The 13,350-nt window shown below is 72.3% G+C and carries 14 protein-coding genes and 1 riboswitch; of the genes, 5 read left to right on the forward strand and 9 right to left on the reverse strand.

The features are described from left to right. Nucleotides 1-152 precede the first annotated feature (152 nt). Nucleotides 153-2,069, forward strand: coding sequence for a molecular chaperone HtpG (gene htpG / locus AB0F61_RS24370; protein ID WP_357813598.1), 1,917 nt, complete (start codon nt 153-155; stop codon nt 2,067-2,069). A gap of 59 nt (nt 2,070-2,128) precedes the next feature. Here the strand turns inward: htpG and AB0F61_RS24375 are convergent, their stop codons facing one another. Further along, the gene (locus tag AB0F61_RS24375; RefSeq protein WP_357813726.1) at nt 2,129-2,782 is read right to left on the reverse strand and encodes a response regulator transcription factor; all 654 of its coding nucleotides are present in this window, start codon (nt 2,780-2,782) and stop codon (nt 2,129-2,131) included. Between the two features lie 52 nt (nt 2,783-2,834). Then, a complete protein-coding gene (locus tag AB0F61_RS24380; RefSeq protein WP_357813602.1) occupies nt 2,835-3,995 on the reverse strand; it encodes a histidine kinase in 1,161 nt (386 codons plus the stop codon). A 109-nt stretch (nt 3,996-4,104) separates the two neighbouring features. On the opposite strand from AB0F61_RS24380, the gene AB0F61_RS24385 reads away from it, so the two are divergent. Continuing rightward, a complete protein-coding gene (locus tag AB0F61_RS24385; RefSeq protein ID WP_357813605.1) occupies nt 4,105-5,550 on the forward strand; it encodes a nitrilase-related carbon-nitrogen hydrolase in 1,446 nt (481 codons plus the stop codon). Here the strand turns inward: AB0F61_RS24385 and AB0F61_RS24390 are convergent. Next, the gene (locus tag AB0F61_RS24390) at nt 5,495-5,848 is read right to left on the reverse strand and encodes a nitroreductase family protein (RefSeq protein ID WP_357813608.1); all 354 of its coding nucleotides are present in this window, start codon (nt 5,846-5,848) and stop codon (nt 5,495-5,497) included. The genes AB0F61_RS24385 and AB0F61_RS24390 overlap by 56 nt on opposite strands. Here AB0F61_RS24390 and AB0F61_RS24395 point away from each other — a divergent pair. Next, nucleotides 5,834-6,232: a ThuA domain-containing protein gene (locus tag AB0F61_RS24395; RefSeq protein WP_357813729.1), complete on the forward strand. Its 399-nt coding sequence runs from the start codon at nt 5,834-5,836 to the stop codon at nt 6,230-6,232. The two genes, AB0F61_RS24390 and AB0F61_RS24395, sit on opposite strands and share 15 nt — an antisense overlap. A 154-nt stretch (nt 6,233-6,386) precedes the next feature. Further along, nucleotides 6,387-6,558, forward strand: a riboswitch (cyclic di-AMP (ydaO/yuaA leader). Beyond that, nucleotides 6,559-7,230: a transglycosylase family protein gene (locus AB0F61_RS24400; RefSeq protein WP_357813610.1), complete on the forward strand. Its 672-nt coding sequence runs from the start codon at nt 6,559-6,561 to the stop codon at nt 7,228-7,230. Between the two features lie 96 nt (nt 7,231-7,326). Here AB0F61_RS24400 and AB0F61_RS24405 read toward each other — a convergent pair whose 3' ends face one another. The 3 genes from AB0F61_RS24405 to AB0F61_RS24415 all read right to left on the reverse strand — a co-directional run bounded on the left by AB0F61_RS24405 (nt 7,327) and on the right by AB0F61_RS24415 (nt 9,493). After that, the gene (locus AB0F61_RS24405; RefSeq protein ID WP_357813612.1) at nt 7,327-7,686 is read right to left on the reverse strand and encodes a hypothetical protein; all 360 of its coding nucleotides are present in this window, start codon (nt 7,684-7,686) and stop codon (nt 7,327-7,329) included. 123 nt (nt 7,687-7,809) lie between these two features. Then, nucleotides 7,810-8,997, reverse strand: a complete 1,188-nt coding sequence (gene dinB, locus AB0F61_RS24410; RefSeq protein ID WP_357813615.1) for a DNA polymerase IV — start codon at nt 8,995-8,997, stop codon at nt 7,810-7,812. A gap of 58 nt (nt 8,998-9,055) precedes the next feature. Next, complete coding sequence (locus AB0F61_RS24415; RefSeq protein WP_357813732.1) at nt 9,056-9,493, reverse strand: VOC family protein; 438 nt, start codon at nt 9,491-9,493, stop codon at nt 9,056-9,058. Between the two features lie 95 nt (nt 9,494-9,588). Between AB0F61_RS24415 and AB0F61_RS24420 the strand changes: the two genes are divergently transcribed. After that, the gene (locus tag AB0F61_RS24420; protein ID WP_357813618.1) at nt 9,589-10,563 is read left to right on the forward strand and encodes a YafY family protein; all 975 of its coding nucleotides are present in this window, start codon (nt 9,589-9,591) and stop codon (nt 10,561-10,563) included. On the opposite strand, the gene AB0F61_RS24425 is transcribed toward AB0F61_RS24420, so the two are convergent. The 3 genes from AB0F61_RS24425 to AB0F61_RS24435 all read right to left on the reverse strand — a co-directional run bounded on the left by AB0F61_RS24425 (nt 10,458) and on the right by AB0F61_RS24435 (nt 13,343). Further along, on the reverse strand, nt 10,458-11,045 hold the full coding sequence (locus tag AB0F61_RS24425) for a GNAT family N-acetyltransferase (RefSeq protein WP_357813620.1): 588 nt from the start codon (nt 11,043-11,045) through the stop codon (nt 10,458-10,460). The two genes, AB0F61_RS24420 and AB0F61_RS24425, sit on opposite strands and share 106 nt — an antisense overlap. Then, a complete protein-coding gene (locus tag AB0F61_RS24430; protein ID WP_357813623.1) occupies nt 11,042-11,566 on the reverse strand; it encodes an N-acetyltransferase in 525 nt (174 codons plus the stop codon). The genes AB0F61_RS24425 and AB0F61_RS24430 overlap by 4 nt, the downstream gene beginning before the upstream one ends. A gap of 202 nt (nt 11,567-11,768) precedes the next feature. Continuing rightward, nucleotides 11,769-13,343: an FMN-binding glutamate synthase family protein gene (locus AB0F61_RS24435; RefSeq protein ID WP_357813626.1), complete on the reverse strand. Its 1,575-nt coding sequence runs from the start codon at nt 13,341-13,343 to the stop codon at nt 11,769-11,771. Nucleotides 13,344-13,350 lie beyond the last annotated feature (7 nt).

A 13,350-nucleotide genomic window follows, 5' to 3' on the forward strand; every position in this document is an offset into this window, starting at 1 on the left:
CTATCCCACCTGACTTCTGTATGCCAAAGTCAGCCATCTCACGCCGGCGACCCGTCCCGATCGGGAATACGACCGGGATGCGGTCACCACGCGGCCGGTGACGGCTCGTATCCTTTCCGCGAACATCCGCACGAGCCGAGAAGGGAGACGGTGTGAGCAATCAGGCCGAGACGTTGGAGTTCCAGGCCGAGGCGCGTCAGCTCCTCCAGTTGGTGGTCCACTCGATCTACTCGAACAAGGACGTCTTCCTGCGGGAACTCATCTCGAACGCGTCCGACGCGCTGGACAAGCTGAGGCTTGCCACGCTCGTCGACAAGGACCTCGTCGCCGACACCGACGACCTGCACGTCGCCCTGGAGGTCGACCGGGACGCCCGCACCCTCACCGTGCGGGACAACGGCATCGGGATGACCCGCGACGAGGTCGTCCAGTTGATCGGCACCATCGCCAAGTCCGGCACCGCCGAGCTGCTGCGCCAACTGCGCGAATCCGCCGACGCCCACGCCTCGCAGGACCTCATCGGCCAGTTCGGCGTCGGCTTCTACGCCGCGTTCATGGTCGCCGACCGGGTCACCCTGCTGACCCGCAAGGCCGGCGAGACCGGCGGCACCCGGTGGGAGTCCACCGGCGAGGGCACGTACTCGATCGAGGCCGTCGACGAGGCGCCGCAGGGCACCACCGTGACCCTGCACCTCAAGCCCGTCGACACCGAGGACAACCTGCACGACTACACCGCCGAGTGGACCATCCGCGAGATCGTCAAGCGGTACTCCGACTTCATCGCCTGGCCGATCCGGATGAGCGTCGAGCGCCCCGGCGCCGACGGCGAGGCCGCCACCCGCGAGGTGCAGACCCTCAACTCCATGAAGGCGCTCTGGGCGCGGCCCCGCGACGAGGTCGACGCCGCCGAGTACAACGAGTTCTACAAGCACGTCAGCCACGACTGGGCCGACCCGCTCGAGGTCGTGCACATGAAGGGCGAGGGCACCTTCGAGTACGAGGCACTGCTCTTCCTGCCCAGCCACGCCCCACTGGACCTGTTCTCCCCGCAGGGCCGCCGAGGCGTCCAGCTCTACGTCAAGCGCGTGTTCATCATGGACGACTGCGAGGCGCTGGTCCCCACCTACCTACGCTTCGTCAAGGGTGTCGTCGACGCGCACGACCTGTCGCTGAACATCTCCCGGGAGATCCTCCAGCAGGACCGGCAGATCCAGATCGTCCGCCGCCGCCTGGTCAAGAAGATCCTGGCGACGGTCAAGGACCTGAAGGCCAACCACGCCGAGCGCTACCGCACCTTCTGGACCGAGTTCGGCGCGGTGGTCAAGGAAGGGCTGATCGACGACACCGACAACCGGGACACCCTGCTGGACATCCTGTCGGTGGCCTCCACCAACGACCCGGCCGAGCCCACCGACCTGGCCGGCTACGTCGCGCGGATGAAGGACGGCCAGAGCGACATCTGGTACGCCACCGGCGAGTCCCGCGCCGCCATCGAGAACTCTCCGCACCTGGAGGCGTTCCGGGCCAAGGGCCACGAGGTGCTGCTGCTCACCGACCAGGTCGACGAGGTGTGGGTCGAGCGGGTCGGCACGTACGACGGCCGGCCGCTGCGCTCGATCGCCAAGGGCGAGATCGACCTGGACACCGACGAGGAGAAGCAGCAGGCCGAGGCCGAGCGCGAGCAGCAGCGACAGGAGTTCGCGGCGCTGCTCGACTGGCTGGGCACCACCCTGACCGACAGTGTCCGGGAGGTCCGCCTGTCGTCGCGGCTGACCACCTCGCCGGCCTGCGTCGTCGGCGACGCCCACGACCTCACCCCGACCCTGGAGAAGATGTACCGGGCGATGGGGCACGAGATCCCCGCGACCAAGCGGATCCTGGAGATCAACCCCGGTCACCCGCTCGTCTCCGGGCTGCGCAAGGCCCACGAGCAGGGCACCGACCCCACCGCCCTGACCGAGACCGCCGAGCTGCTCTACGGCCTGGCGGTGCTCGCCGAGGGCGGCGAGCTGACCGACCCGGCCCGCTTCACCAGGACGCTCGCCGACCGGCTGGCGCGCACCCTGTAACCGGCGCACCCCCTCCGGCCGGCGGGCCTCCCGCGCAGCGGACCCGCCGGCCGGTCACGTCAGTGGCCGGGAATCACCAGACCTGACTCGTAGGCGACCATCACCGCTTGGGCACGGTCGCGCAGGTGCAGTTTGGCCAGCAGGTTGCCGACGTGCGTCTTCACCGTGTGCTCGCTCAGGTGGTGGTGGGCGGCGATCTCGGCGTTGGACAGACCGGCCGCGATCAGGCGCAGCACGTCCGTCTCGCGAGCGGTGAGCGCGGTCACCGCGGCGGCCCGGGCCGGATCCGGGTGACCACGCCTGTGCAGTTCGCCGATCACGCGGGCGGTGACGCCGGGGGCGAGCAACGCGTCGCCGGCGGCGACCACGCGGACCGCGTTCACCAGCTCGGCTCGGGGGGCGTCCTTGAGCAGGAAGCCACTGGCGCCGGCGCGCAACGCCGCGTACAGGTAGTCGTCGGTGTCGAACATGGTCAGGGCGAGGACCCGGCTCCGCGTACTGGCGCAGACCTGGCGGGTCGCGGCGACGCCGTCGAGGACCGGCATCCGCATGTCCATCAGGACGACGTCGGGTCGGTGTTCGACTGCGGCACGCACGGCGTCCGCGCCGTCGGCGGCCTCGGCGACCACCTCGATGTCCGGCTCGGCGCCGAGGATCGTCGCGAATCCGGCCCGGAACAGGTCCTGATCGTCGGCGAGGACGACGCGCAGCATCAGCACGGCACCGGCGTCGAGGGCGGCGGGGCGATGACGGCGACTCCCGGCATCAGGCCACCGCCGGTGCCCGCAGCGGCAGGGTGGCGGTGACGGTGAAGCCGCGACCGTCCGCGGCGGGACCGGTGCGCAGGGTCCCGCCACAGGCCTGGGCTCGCTCGCGCATGCCGACGATCCCGTAGCCGGGCCGGTCGGCGCCGGAGGCCCGATCGCCGTGACCGTCGTCGGTGATCGACACGGTGAGCGCCTCCGCGGTGTGGGCCAACAGGACGCGGACCGATCCCGCCCCGGCATGGCGGACCACATTGGTCAGGGACTCCTGCACGATCCGGTAGGCGGCGACCCCGACGTCCGCGGGCGGTTCGACCGGCACCCCGCCGTCAGGTCCGGCCGGCGGCTCGGAAGGCGCTCCGCCGACGGACTGCGACGGTCCGGACGCGACGGTGAGGACGGCGTCCAGCCCGGTGGCGCGCACGCGGTCGACGAGGGCGCTGAGGTGAGCCAGGCCCGGCTGGTCGAGCGGGTGGTCGGCGGGCTCGCGCAGGCTGCCGACCGCGCGACGGAGTTGGACGACCGCGTCGCGCCCGGTGGCGGCGATCGTGGCGAACGTGGCGTCGGCGCGGTCCGGGTGGGGGCGGACCAGCAGCGGCCCCGCCTCCGCTTGGACGATCATGACGCCGACCGCGTGGGTGAGGATGTCGTGCAGGTCGTGGGCGATGCGGGCCCGCTCCCGCAACACGGCCGCCGCCCGCTCACCAGCGACCCGACGATCGCGTTCGACGAGGGCGGTGGCCTGGGTGCGGCGGGCGCGGGCGCTGGTGCCCAGGGCGTACGAGAAGACGTAGGCGACCGACAGGTACCGCAGCACCTCCACGTCCGGGTGCGGATGGAGCAGCGACACCACCAGGCCGGCCGCGGTGAGCACGATGCCGAGCAGGCGGATCGGCAGGGACGACCGCGCCGCGAACGTGTAGAGGCAGACGAGCGGGCCGACCGGCAGCAGCGGGGGTGCGCCGAGCGCGGCCGAGACGGTCGTGGCGACGCCCACGACGACGGCGACGGGAACCAGCGCCCGGTCCCGCCACAGCACCGGGACCGACGACAGCACCGCGAGCGGCAGCACCCACCAGGCGCGTGGTCCACCGGCCAGCGCGGGCAGCACCGTCGCGGCGACGGCGGCCACGGTGACGGCGAGGTTGACGTACCGCTTCACGTCGGCAGTATCGTCCGGCCCGACGCTTGCTCGCCTCCCTCCACGGGACCAGATCGAACCCGGTTCGTACGGCGATCCGCCCCCGCCGCTGCGGCCGCACGATCGACGCATGATGACGATCGTCGCCGCTCTCCTCAGCGGCCTGCTCTGGCTCGGTGGCTCCGGGCTGCACCCCGTCGCCGCACTGACCTGGCTCGCCCCGATTCCGCTGATCCTCGCCTCGCTGCGGGTACGCCCGCGCACCGCGCTCGGCGCGACGAGCCTCGCCTGGTCGATCGGCCAGCTCGGCATGGTGGGGTACTACCTCGACACCCTGCGCCTACCGGTCGGCGTGGTGGTCGCTGTGCTCGGCCTCGGCCTCGGCCTGGCGGGTGGCACCGTCCTGCTCGCCCGGGAGCTGCTGCTGCGCGGGCGAATCGTGACCGCCGTCCTCACCGTGCCGTCCCTGTGGGTGCTCGGCGAATACGCCGCGTCCCGCCTGTTCCCGAACGGTGCGTGGTGGAGCCTCGCCTACACGCAGGCCGACGTCCGGCCGGTCATCCAGGTGACCGCCCTCACCGGCGTCTGGGGGGTCACCTACCTGCTGCTCGCCGTCCCGATCGCCCTCGCCGCAGTGCTCGGCGGCGTACGACCGATCCGTGTCGGCCGGCTCGCCGACCCGCGCCGCGCCCTGGCCTGCCTGCTCGCCCTCCTGGTCAGCACGGGCGCGTGGTCGGCCTGGTCGCTGAGCCGTTCCCCGCAACCGGCCGCGCCGTTGACCGTCGGCCTGGTGGCCCTGCGGCAGCCCGAGGACGGGCTCCCGATCGACGAACCGGTCGGCCGTGACCTGCTCACCCGCTACGTTCCGCGGGTGGCGGGCCTGGTCGACCGGGGGGCGCGCGTCGTCGTGCTACCGGAGAAGGTGTTCGCCGTGACGGACTCGACGCTGCCCCTGCTCGTGGACGCGCTCCGGCAGGCCGAGGCCCGGGTGGTCGTCGGCGCGGTGCTCTGGCGGGCCGGCACGGCGTACAACGTCGCGCTGGTGCTTGACCCGTCCGGGACGGTCACGACGTACACCAAACAGCACCTGGTCCCCGGCCTGGAGGACTGGTTGACGCCGGGCGACGAGGCGCTCGTGGACGGGCGGTTCGGCGTCGCGATCTGCAAGGACCTCGACTTTCCGGGCCTGGTCCGGCGGTATCGGGCGCAGGGTGCCACCATGCTGCTCGTCCCCGCCCTGGACTTCACCTCCGACGGCTGGCTGCACGGCCGGATGGCCCTGGTTCGCGGGGTGGAGAACGGCCTCACCGTGGTCCGCGCCGCCGCGCTCGGCCGGCCGACGGTCACCGACCCCAGCGGGAGGATGTTGGGTGAGGCCACCGCCGGTGACGCGGAGTTGCTGGTCACCGCCGCTCCGACGACCGGCTGGGGCACTGTCTACTCGCGTACCGGGGACTGGTTTCCGTTGTTGTCCGTGGCCCTGTTGGTCGTCGCTGTCGGTGGCCTGTGGCGGCGGCCCGCTACCAGCGGTCCCAGTGGGCGAACGAGTCCGCGTCGGCCCGCGGACCGGGCTTGAAGTCGGTGGCGAAGTCCATCCGGCTGAAGGCTGGCCCGGTGCCGCCCGACGCCGGTGGCGGGGCCATCAGGCCGAGTCGCCACAGCCGGGCGACGGCGGCCCGGGTCTGCGGGTCCTCGACGAAGATGAAGTCCCACCGTTGCCTGTTGCGGCCGCTGGGTGCCTGGAGCGCGATGCGTAGGCAGTCCTCGATCACGTCACGGGGGACCGGGCGTACCAGGTCGAGACGCTGGACGCGGAGTTCGGTCGCGTCCTCGACGACTTCCTGGCCCGTGGCGGCAGCCTGCTCGCCATGCACAGCGCGACGATCGCGTTTCCCCAGCTCGCGACCTGGCGGTCCACGATCGGCGCCGCCTGGGGCCACGGCCGGACCTTCCACCCGCCGATCGGGTCGAGCCTCATCCGACGCACCGACGTCGAGCATCCGATCACTACCGGTCTGGTGGACTTCGAGGTGCACGACGAGCGCTACACCGACCTGGAGCTGCTCGACGGCGTCGACGTCGAGACCCTCTACGTCCACGACGAGGGCGGCGCGACCCACCCGCTGGTCTGGGCGCGCACGGTCGGGAGCAGCCGGATCGTCTACAACGCACTCGGTCACGACGCCCGGTCGTACGAGTCGCCGGGGCACGTGGAGCTGCTGCGGCGCATCGTGCTCTGGCTCCGTCACGGCGTCTGATCCGCAACGGTCCACCGTGGTCACTGCACACTGTCCACCCGTCCGCAACCGCTGCGGGTGACGCCCCGCGTGGCCCGGTGAAGAACTTCACACGGGTTGGGCGATCGTCACCGGCCGTGCCTAACGTCGGTCGGGTTCGCCACTGCGGACACCACGGCCGGCAACGCCAAATCCTGCCCCCGGTCGTCGGAACCCAGTCACCCGGGCAGGAGCGGGGGACCCAACGTTCCTCGGTGCACGTCACCTCGGGGTGAAGCCGCCACCGTGCGGCCGGGCTCCTCGGCCCGAACCCGACAGCTCACCTCGCCGGCGTGGAGGAAGTTCACATGACGTCTGTCTACACGCCCCGTCATCGACGGGTCACCACCCGCCGTCTCGCCGTCGGCACCCTGGCCGTCGGTGCGGTCACCGGTGCGGTCGCCCTCTTCGGCCCGGCCGCCCCCGCGCAGGCTTCGGTCAACTGGGACGCGGTCGCCCAGTGCGAGTCCGGCGGCAACTGGAAGATCAACACCGGCAACGGCTACTACGGCGGCCTGCAGTTCTCCCAGAGCACGTGGGCCGGCTACGGCGGCAAGAAGTACGCCGCCCGCGCCGACCTGGCCAGCCGCGGCGAGCAGATCGCCATCGCCGAGAAGGTGCTCGACGGGCAGGGCATCGGCGCGTGGCCGACCTGCGGCAAGAAGGGCGGCTCCACCACGAAGCCGTCGACGAAGTCCACCGCGAAGCCGTCGACGAAGTCCACGCAGAAGACCACCGCAAAGCCCACCGAGCAGCAGGAGCGGCCGTCGCGGCGGGAACAGCCGGCGACCCGCAACCACGAGCGCACCGCGCCGACCACGGGCGGCCAGACGTACCTGGTCCAGCCGGGCGACACCCTGTCGGAGATCGCTGACGGCCACCGGGTGACCGGCGGTTGGCAGGCGCTGTACGAGCACAACCGGCAGCTGATCGGGGCCGACCCGGGGCTGATCTTCCCGGGTCAGCGGCTCAGCCTCTGACGGATGACGACACGCGAACGCTCGGCCGGGTCACCGGCCGAGCGTTCGTGCGTGTGGTGCGGATCAGCCCGAGCGTTCGTACCCCACGGGACGCCGTCACGCCGCGGAGGCGGCCGCCTTCGACCCTCGCTGCGACGCGACCGGGCCGGCGTTCCAGCCCCAGCGGGGGGCCGGTGCGGTGCTCTCCCGGGGCCAGCCCTCGTCGCTGTGGCCCTCGTCGATGGTCATCTCGACCGACTCGGGGGTGCTGCGGGCCAGTCGGATCGACTGCTCGGCGCCGTTGCGGGCCGCGCACGGCCAGGACTGCCCGGCGCACTGGAGGTTGCGGCAGTGGCCCTCGTCGTCCGGCTCGTGGGCGCTGAGCACGTCGATCGCGAGCTGCCACAGCAGCGGGTCGGTCACGTCGTGCGGGCGTTCGGCGTTGCGGCTCGGTCGGTGGCTGGTGTCGTCGGACATCGTGGGTCCCCCCTTGTCAGGCTGTACCCCACAAGGGTCACCCGTCAGCCGTGGGTTAAACCGCCGACCTGCTGTGATGTGTCTCCGGTCGCAGCGGTCGCCGGGACGCCGCACGCAGATCGGTCAATCCGGCAGCAGCGGCATCTCCACACCCGGGTCCCGGCCGAGCAGCACCGCTCGGGTGAGCGCCGCCGATCCGAACCGGTCACGGACCGCGTCCACCGCGGCATCCAGCTCCGCACCCGGGTCGCGGTGGAACGGCAGCTCCGGCTGCACCGGATTGTCGTCCAGATTGCCCACCGAGACGCCGACCAATGTCACCCCACGGCGATCGATCTCGGTCAGTTCGGCCCGTAGCAGCGCCCGCGCGGCGGCGAGCAGCGGCACCGTGTCGGCGGTCGCCTTGCCCACGGTGTGCGAGCGGGTCGCCCGGGTGTAGTCGCCGAAACGTAGTCGCAGCATCACCGTGCGCCCGGCCCGCCCGGCCGCCCGCATCCGCCGGGAGACCCGATCGACCAGGCCGGCGAGGATGGCGTCCAGCTCCGCCGGGGCATGCGGGGTACGGCTCAGCGCGTGCTGCGCGCCCATCGAACCGCGACGGCGGCCGACCTGCACCGAGCGGGGGTCGTGGTTGTGCGCCAACGCGTGCAGGTGCCGTCCGGCGCCCGACCCGAGCAGCGACACCAACGCGGCCTCGCCCAGCCGGGCCACCTCGCCGACGGTACGGATCCGGTGCTCCCGCAACTTCCCCGACGTGACCGGGCCGACGCCCCACAGCCGCTCGACGGGCAGCGGGTGCAGGAACGCCAACTCGGCGTCCGGTGCGACCACCAGCAGCCCGTCCGGCTTCGCCACCCCACTGGCCACCTTCGCCAGGAACTTCGTACGGGCCACCCCCACCGTGATCGGCAGGTGGATCCGGGTCCGAACCTCGTGGCGCAGCCGCTCGGCGATCTCGGCCGGCGACCCGGCCAGCCGCCGCAGACCACCCACGTCCAGGAACGCCTCGTCGATGGAGAGCCCCTCGACAAGTGGGGTGGTCTGCCGGAAGATCTCGAAGACCGCACGGCTCGCCGCCGTGTACGCCGACATCCGGGGCGGCACCACTATCGCGTCCGGACACAGCCGGCGCGCCTGCTGGCCGCCCATCGCGCTGCGGACGCCCCGTGCCTTCGCCTCGTAGCTGGCCGCGAGGACCACGCCCCCGCCGACGATGACCGGCCGCCCGCGCAGGCGTGGGTCGTCACGCTGCTCGACCGACGCGTAGAACGCGTCCAGGTCGGCGTGCAGGATGTGGGCGCCGGACGACACGTACACATGTTCGCATGGCGTCCGGCGACGACGGTGGTGAGCTGGGCGAACGCCGGGGTCAGTCCAGGCAGAACTCGTTGCCCTCGGGGTCGGCCATGACGAGGTGACCGGCCCCCAGCGGGGGAGCGGGCTCGTGCCGATCGAGCCGGGTGGCGCCGTGCGCGACGAGCCGGTCCGCCTCCGCCTCCAGGGCCGTCATCCGTTCGTCGCCCTCCAGCCCGGGGGCGGCCCGCACATCGACGTGTACGCGGTTCTTGACCTGCTTGGACTCCGGCACCCGCTGGAAGAACAGCCGGGGACCCGTACCGTCGGGGTCGACCACCGCCGACGCGTCGTTGCGGTGCTCCGGCGGCACACCCATCGCTTCCAGCGCCTGGTCCCACGACTCGAAGTCGCCGGGGGGAGCCTGCACCTGGTAGCGGAGCGCCTCGGCCCAGAACGTCGCCAGCGCGGCCGGGTCGGCGCAGTCGAAGGTGATCTGTATGTCGCGGGCCATGTCGGCTCCCTGTTTCCTGGTCTGGTCGGTCATGATCCGAAGCCTCTCGCGGATAGCGGACAGGGTCGTTCCGCTATCCGTGCAACGATCGGCGCATGAGCGTCGAGGCGACCACCGAGCGGGTCCTTCGGCTGCTGGCGCTGCTGCAACGGCGACCGTCCTGGACGGCCAGCGAGCTCGCCGCCGAGCTGGGGGTGACCAGCCGTTGTGTGCGCCGTGACGTGCAGCGCCTGCGGGCGCTCGGTTACCCCGTCCATGCGACGGCGGGCGTGGGCGGTGGCTACCAACTCGGCGCGGGCACCCGGCTGCCGCCGCTGCTCCTCGACGACGAGGAGGCGATCGCGACAGCGGTCTCCCTGCGGCTCGCCTCGGGCGGCACGGTCGCCGGGGCCGGCGAGGCGGCGCTGCGGGCGCTCGCGAAGCTCGACCAGGTGATGCCGTCGCGGCTGCGCGCCGAGGTGCGGGCCGTGCACGGCGCCACAGAGACCCTGATCGGCCCGGTGGCCGAGATCGACGCGGAGTTGCTGGTGACTCTCGCACGGGCCTGTCGTGACGCCGTGCGGGTCCGGTTCAGCTACGCCGCCCGCGCCGGCGGGCAGGATGAGCGGACGGTCGAGCCGGTCCGGATGGTCACGACAGGTCGTCGGTGGTATCTGATGGCCTGGGACGTCGACCGCGACGACTGGCGTACGTTCCGCCTGGATCGGATGGCCGCCGCGGTGGCGACGACCTGGCGTTTCCGGGCGCGTGAACATCCGGATCCGGTCGCCTTCGTGCAGCGGTCGGTGACCGGGGCTCCGTACCGGTATGTCGCCCGGGCTCGGGTGCGCGCCCAGCCCGACCGGGTGCGGGCGTTGGTGCCGCCCCAGGTGGGGCGTGTCGAGGACGACCGCGACGGGTGGTGTGTGCTGGTCGTGGGCGGTGAGAGTCTGGACTGGCTCGCCGCGCACCTCGCCCGCCTGGATTACGAGGTGGAGGTGTTGGAGCCTCCGGAGCTGCGCGAGGCGGCCGGGCTGCTCGCCCGCCGCCTCGCGGCGATGGCCGCGGCGGCGTCGGAGCGCAGGGTGTAGTGCCGTAGCGACACCGGACCACCGTCCGGGGCGGTCCATGGTGCGGTGCTGACGCCGGTGCACCGCCACCCGGTGCGCTCGTAGAGAGCGGCGGCTGCGTCGTCGCCGGAGGTCACGTCGAGCACCAGGTCGGTGCCGCGCGCGCTCGCCCACTGCCGCGCCCGCGCCAGTAGCGCGCTGCCCAGCGCCAGCCCCCGGGCGGCCGGCACCACGAAGAGACGGGCGACCTCGGCCGTCGGTCGGGCGGGCAGCCCGTTCGTCGGGCCGGGCAGCCGGTGCACCGCGACGTGCCCCACAATGGCCGCGTCAGCGTCAGCGGCGACCGCCACCCAGGCGCGTGCCGGGCGCGGTTCGCGCAGCCAGCGGTGTGGGTCGGCGGGCCAGTTCAGCGGATACCTGTCGACCCGGTGGACCTCGGCGAGCGCCGCGACACATCCGTCGAGGTCGGTGGCGCGCCGTCGGCGGATGCGCGGTGGGATCACAGGTCGTCGAACGGGCGGGCGTAGCGGAACTCGCCCCGGATCGAGTCGCGCCACGCGTTCAGCGGCAAGGCCATGAAGTACCGCGGCCCCCACGGCTGCGGCGGGGTGACCCCCAGCTCGACGGCGGGCCGGAACCCGAAGCGCGGGTAGTAGTCGGGGTGCCCGAGCAGCACCACGAGGGGCTCGTCGCGGGCGTCGGCCGCGCCGAGCACCGCGTGCATCAACGCGCTGCCGACGCCGCGCCGCTGCCAGGCCGGGAGCACGCCGAGCGGACCCAGGCCCAACGCGACGGGGTCACCGGCCACCCGGGCGCGGGTGGCCACCACGTGCCCCACCACCTGGCCGTCCGGGTCGGTCGCCACCAGGGAGTACGCGGGCAGCCAGCCCTCGTCGGCGCGCAGCGCGTCGACAAGGGTCGCCTCGACCGGAACGCCATCACCGCCATCGGCGGCGGCGAAGGCGGCGGAATGGACCGCCCGGATGGCGTCGGCGTCGACGGGTGTTTCGCGTCTGATCAGCACCGCGCCACCATAAGGGGCGCTCGGGCGGCGGCCCCACGTGTTTTGTCACCTGGCAGCCGTCGGGCCGCACCGGCGGCCGTCCGGCAGGCAGGTCCGGAGAACCGGTGATGCCTGTGAGCCATCATGATGACTCACAGGCATCACGCTCATCGGCAACCTGGCCCCGGGATCCGGTCCGCGGCCAGGCAACGCCAACCGCGCCTCAGCCGACGGCGGTGGCCGAGGGCGGCGCGCTGCCGCCCCGTGGCGCCTCCGGCGCCATCAGCCGGACAATCTCCGCCTGGTCGGTGCGTGAGGGCATTCCCCAGTTCGGTTGGTAGCCGTACACCTCGTGAAGTGGGGTGGAGCCGGTGCGGCCGTCCAGGATCTCCACGGCGTCCGTGCCGATCAGGCCGGGGTGCTCCACGCCGCAGGCCTCGGCGACCTTGGTCAGGTCGCGGCGCAACGTCCGCAGGTAGTTGGCCGCCCGGACCGACTTCAACTCCGGGTCCAGGCCTCGGGCCAGCCAGGCGTTCTGCGTCGCCACCCCGGTGGGGCAGGTGTCGGTGTGGCACTTCTGGGCCTGGATGCAGCCGATCGACAGCATCGCCTCCCGACCCACGTTGACCAGGTCGCAGCCGAGCGCGAACGCCACGATGGCGTTGTCCGGCAGGCCGAGTTTGCCGCCGCCGACGAAGACCACCTGCTCGTGCAGATCGTGTTCGGCGAAGACCTTGTAGACCCGGGAGAAGCCCTGCTGGAACGGGAGCGACACGGAGTCGCTGAAGATCAGCGGCGCGGCACCGGTGCCGCCCTCGCCGCCGTCGATCGTCACGAAGTCCACGCCCCGACCGGTGTCGCGCATCAGGGTCGCCAACTCCCGCCAGAAGCCCAGGTCGCCGACTGCCGACTTGATGCCGACCGGCAGACCCGTCTCGGCGGCCAGCAGCTCCACCCAGTCGAGCAGGCTGTCACAGTCGGAGAATTCGGCGTGCCGGGAAGGGCTGACGCAGTCCTGCCCGGCCGGGATGCCCCGGGTGGCGGCGATCTCGGCGGACACCTTCGCCCCGGGCAGCAGCCCACCGAGGCTCGGCTTGGCGCCCTGGCTCAACTTGATCTCCAACGCCCGCACCGGTGCGTCGGCGACCAGGTCCTTCAGCCGGTCCAGGCTGAATCGGCCGTGCTCGTCGCGGCAGCCGAAGTACGCCGTACCGAGTTGGAAGACCAACTCACCACCGTTGCGGTGGTACGGCGACAGGCCGCCCTCGCCGGTGTTCTGCAGACAACCAGCGAGCGCGGCCCCCTTGTTCAGGGCGGCGACGGCGTTGCCGGAGAGCGATCCGAAACTCATCCCGGAGATGTTGACCACCGACTCCGGGCGGAAGGCGCGGGCTCGCCCCCGGGCCGCGCCGAGCACCTTCGCGCACGGCAACCGCACGTCGTGTCCGGCGGTCGGCGTCGACGGCGGCACCGCCCGGCCGAACGTGCGGTGCTTGATGATCGGGTAGCCGTGGGTGTGCTCGATGTCGTTGTCCGTGCCGAAGCCGAAGTAGTTGTTCTCCTGCTTCGCCGACGCGTACACCCAGCGGCGCTGGTCACGGGTGAACGGCCGCTCCTCGTCGTTGCCGGCCACGATGTACTGCCGAAGCTCCGGCCCGATGGCCTCCAACAGGTAACGGGCGCGGCCGAGCACCGGAAAGTTGCGCAGCAACGCGTGGTCGCGCTGGATCAGATCCCGCGCGGCGAGTGCCGCGACGGCGGCGGCGACGGCGGGTACGGCTCGACGGGCCCATCTCATACCGGCA

Origin of the sequence: Micromonospora sp. NPDC023888 (assembly GCF_040639415.1) — a bacterium.
In the GTDB taxonomy this organism is placed as follows: Bacteria; Actinomycetota; Actinomycetes; order Mycobacteriales; family Micromonosporaceae; genus Micromonospora.

What these genes read in the sequence shown, in the direction of transcription:
- AB0F61_RS24375 (WP_357813726.1), bottom strand. Translation starts at nt 2,782, where the DNA reads ATGCTGCGCGTCGTCCTCGCCGACGATCAGGACCTGTTCCGGGCCGGA.
- AB0F61_RS24385 (WP_357813605.1), top strand. Translation starts at nt 4,105, where the DNA reads ATGATGACGATCGTCGCCGCTCTCCTCAGCGGCCTGCTCTGGCTCGGT.
- AB0F61_RS24400 (WP_357813610.1), top strand. Translation starts at nt 6,559, where the DNA reads ATGACGTCTGTCTACACGCCCCGTCATCGACGGGTCACCACCCGCCGT.
- AB0F61_RS24405 (WP_357813612.1), bottom strand. Translation starts at nt 7,686, where the DNA reads ATGTCCGACGACACCAGCCACCGACCGAGCCGCAACGCCGAACGCCCG.
- AB0F61_RS24415 (WP_357813732.1), bottom strand. Translation starts at nt 9,493, where the DNA reads ATGGCCCGCGACATACAGATCACCTTCGACTGCGCCGACCCGGCCGCG.
- AB0F61_RS24420 (WP_357813618.1), top strand. Translation starts at nt 9,589, where the DNA reads ATGAGCGTCGAGGCGACCACCGAGCGGGTCCTTCGGCTGCTGGCGCTG.
- AB0F61_RS24435 (WP_357813626.1), bottom strand. Translation starts at nt 13,343, where the DNA reads ATGAGATGGGCCCGTCGAGCCGTACCCGCCGTCGCCGCCGCCGTCGCG.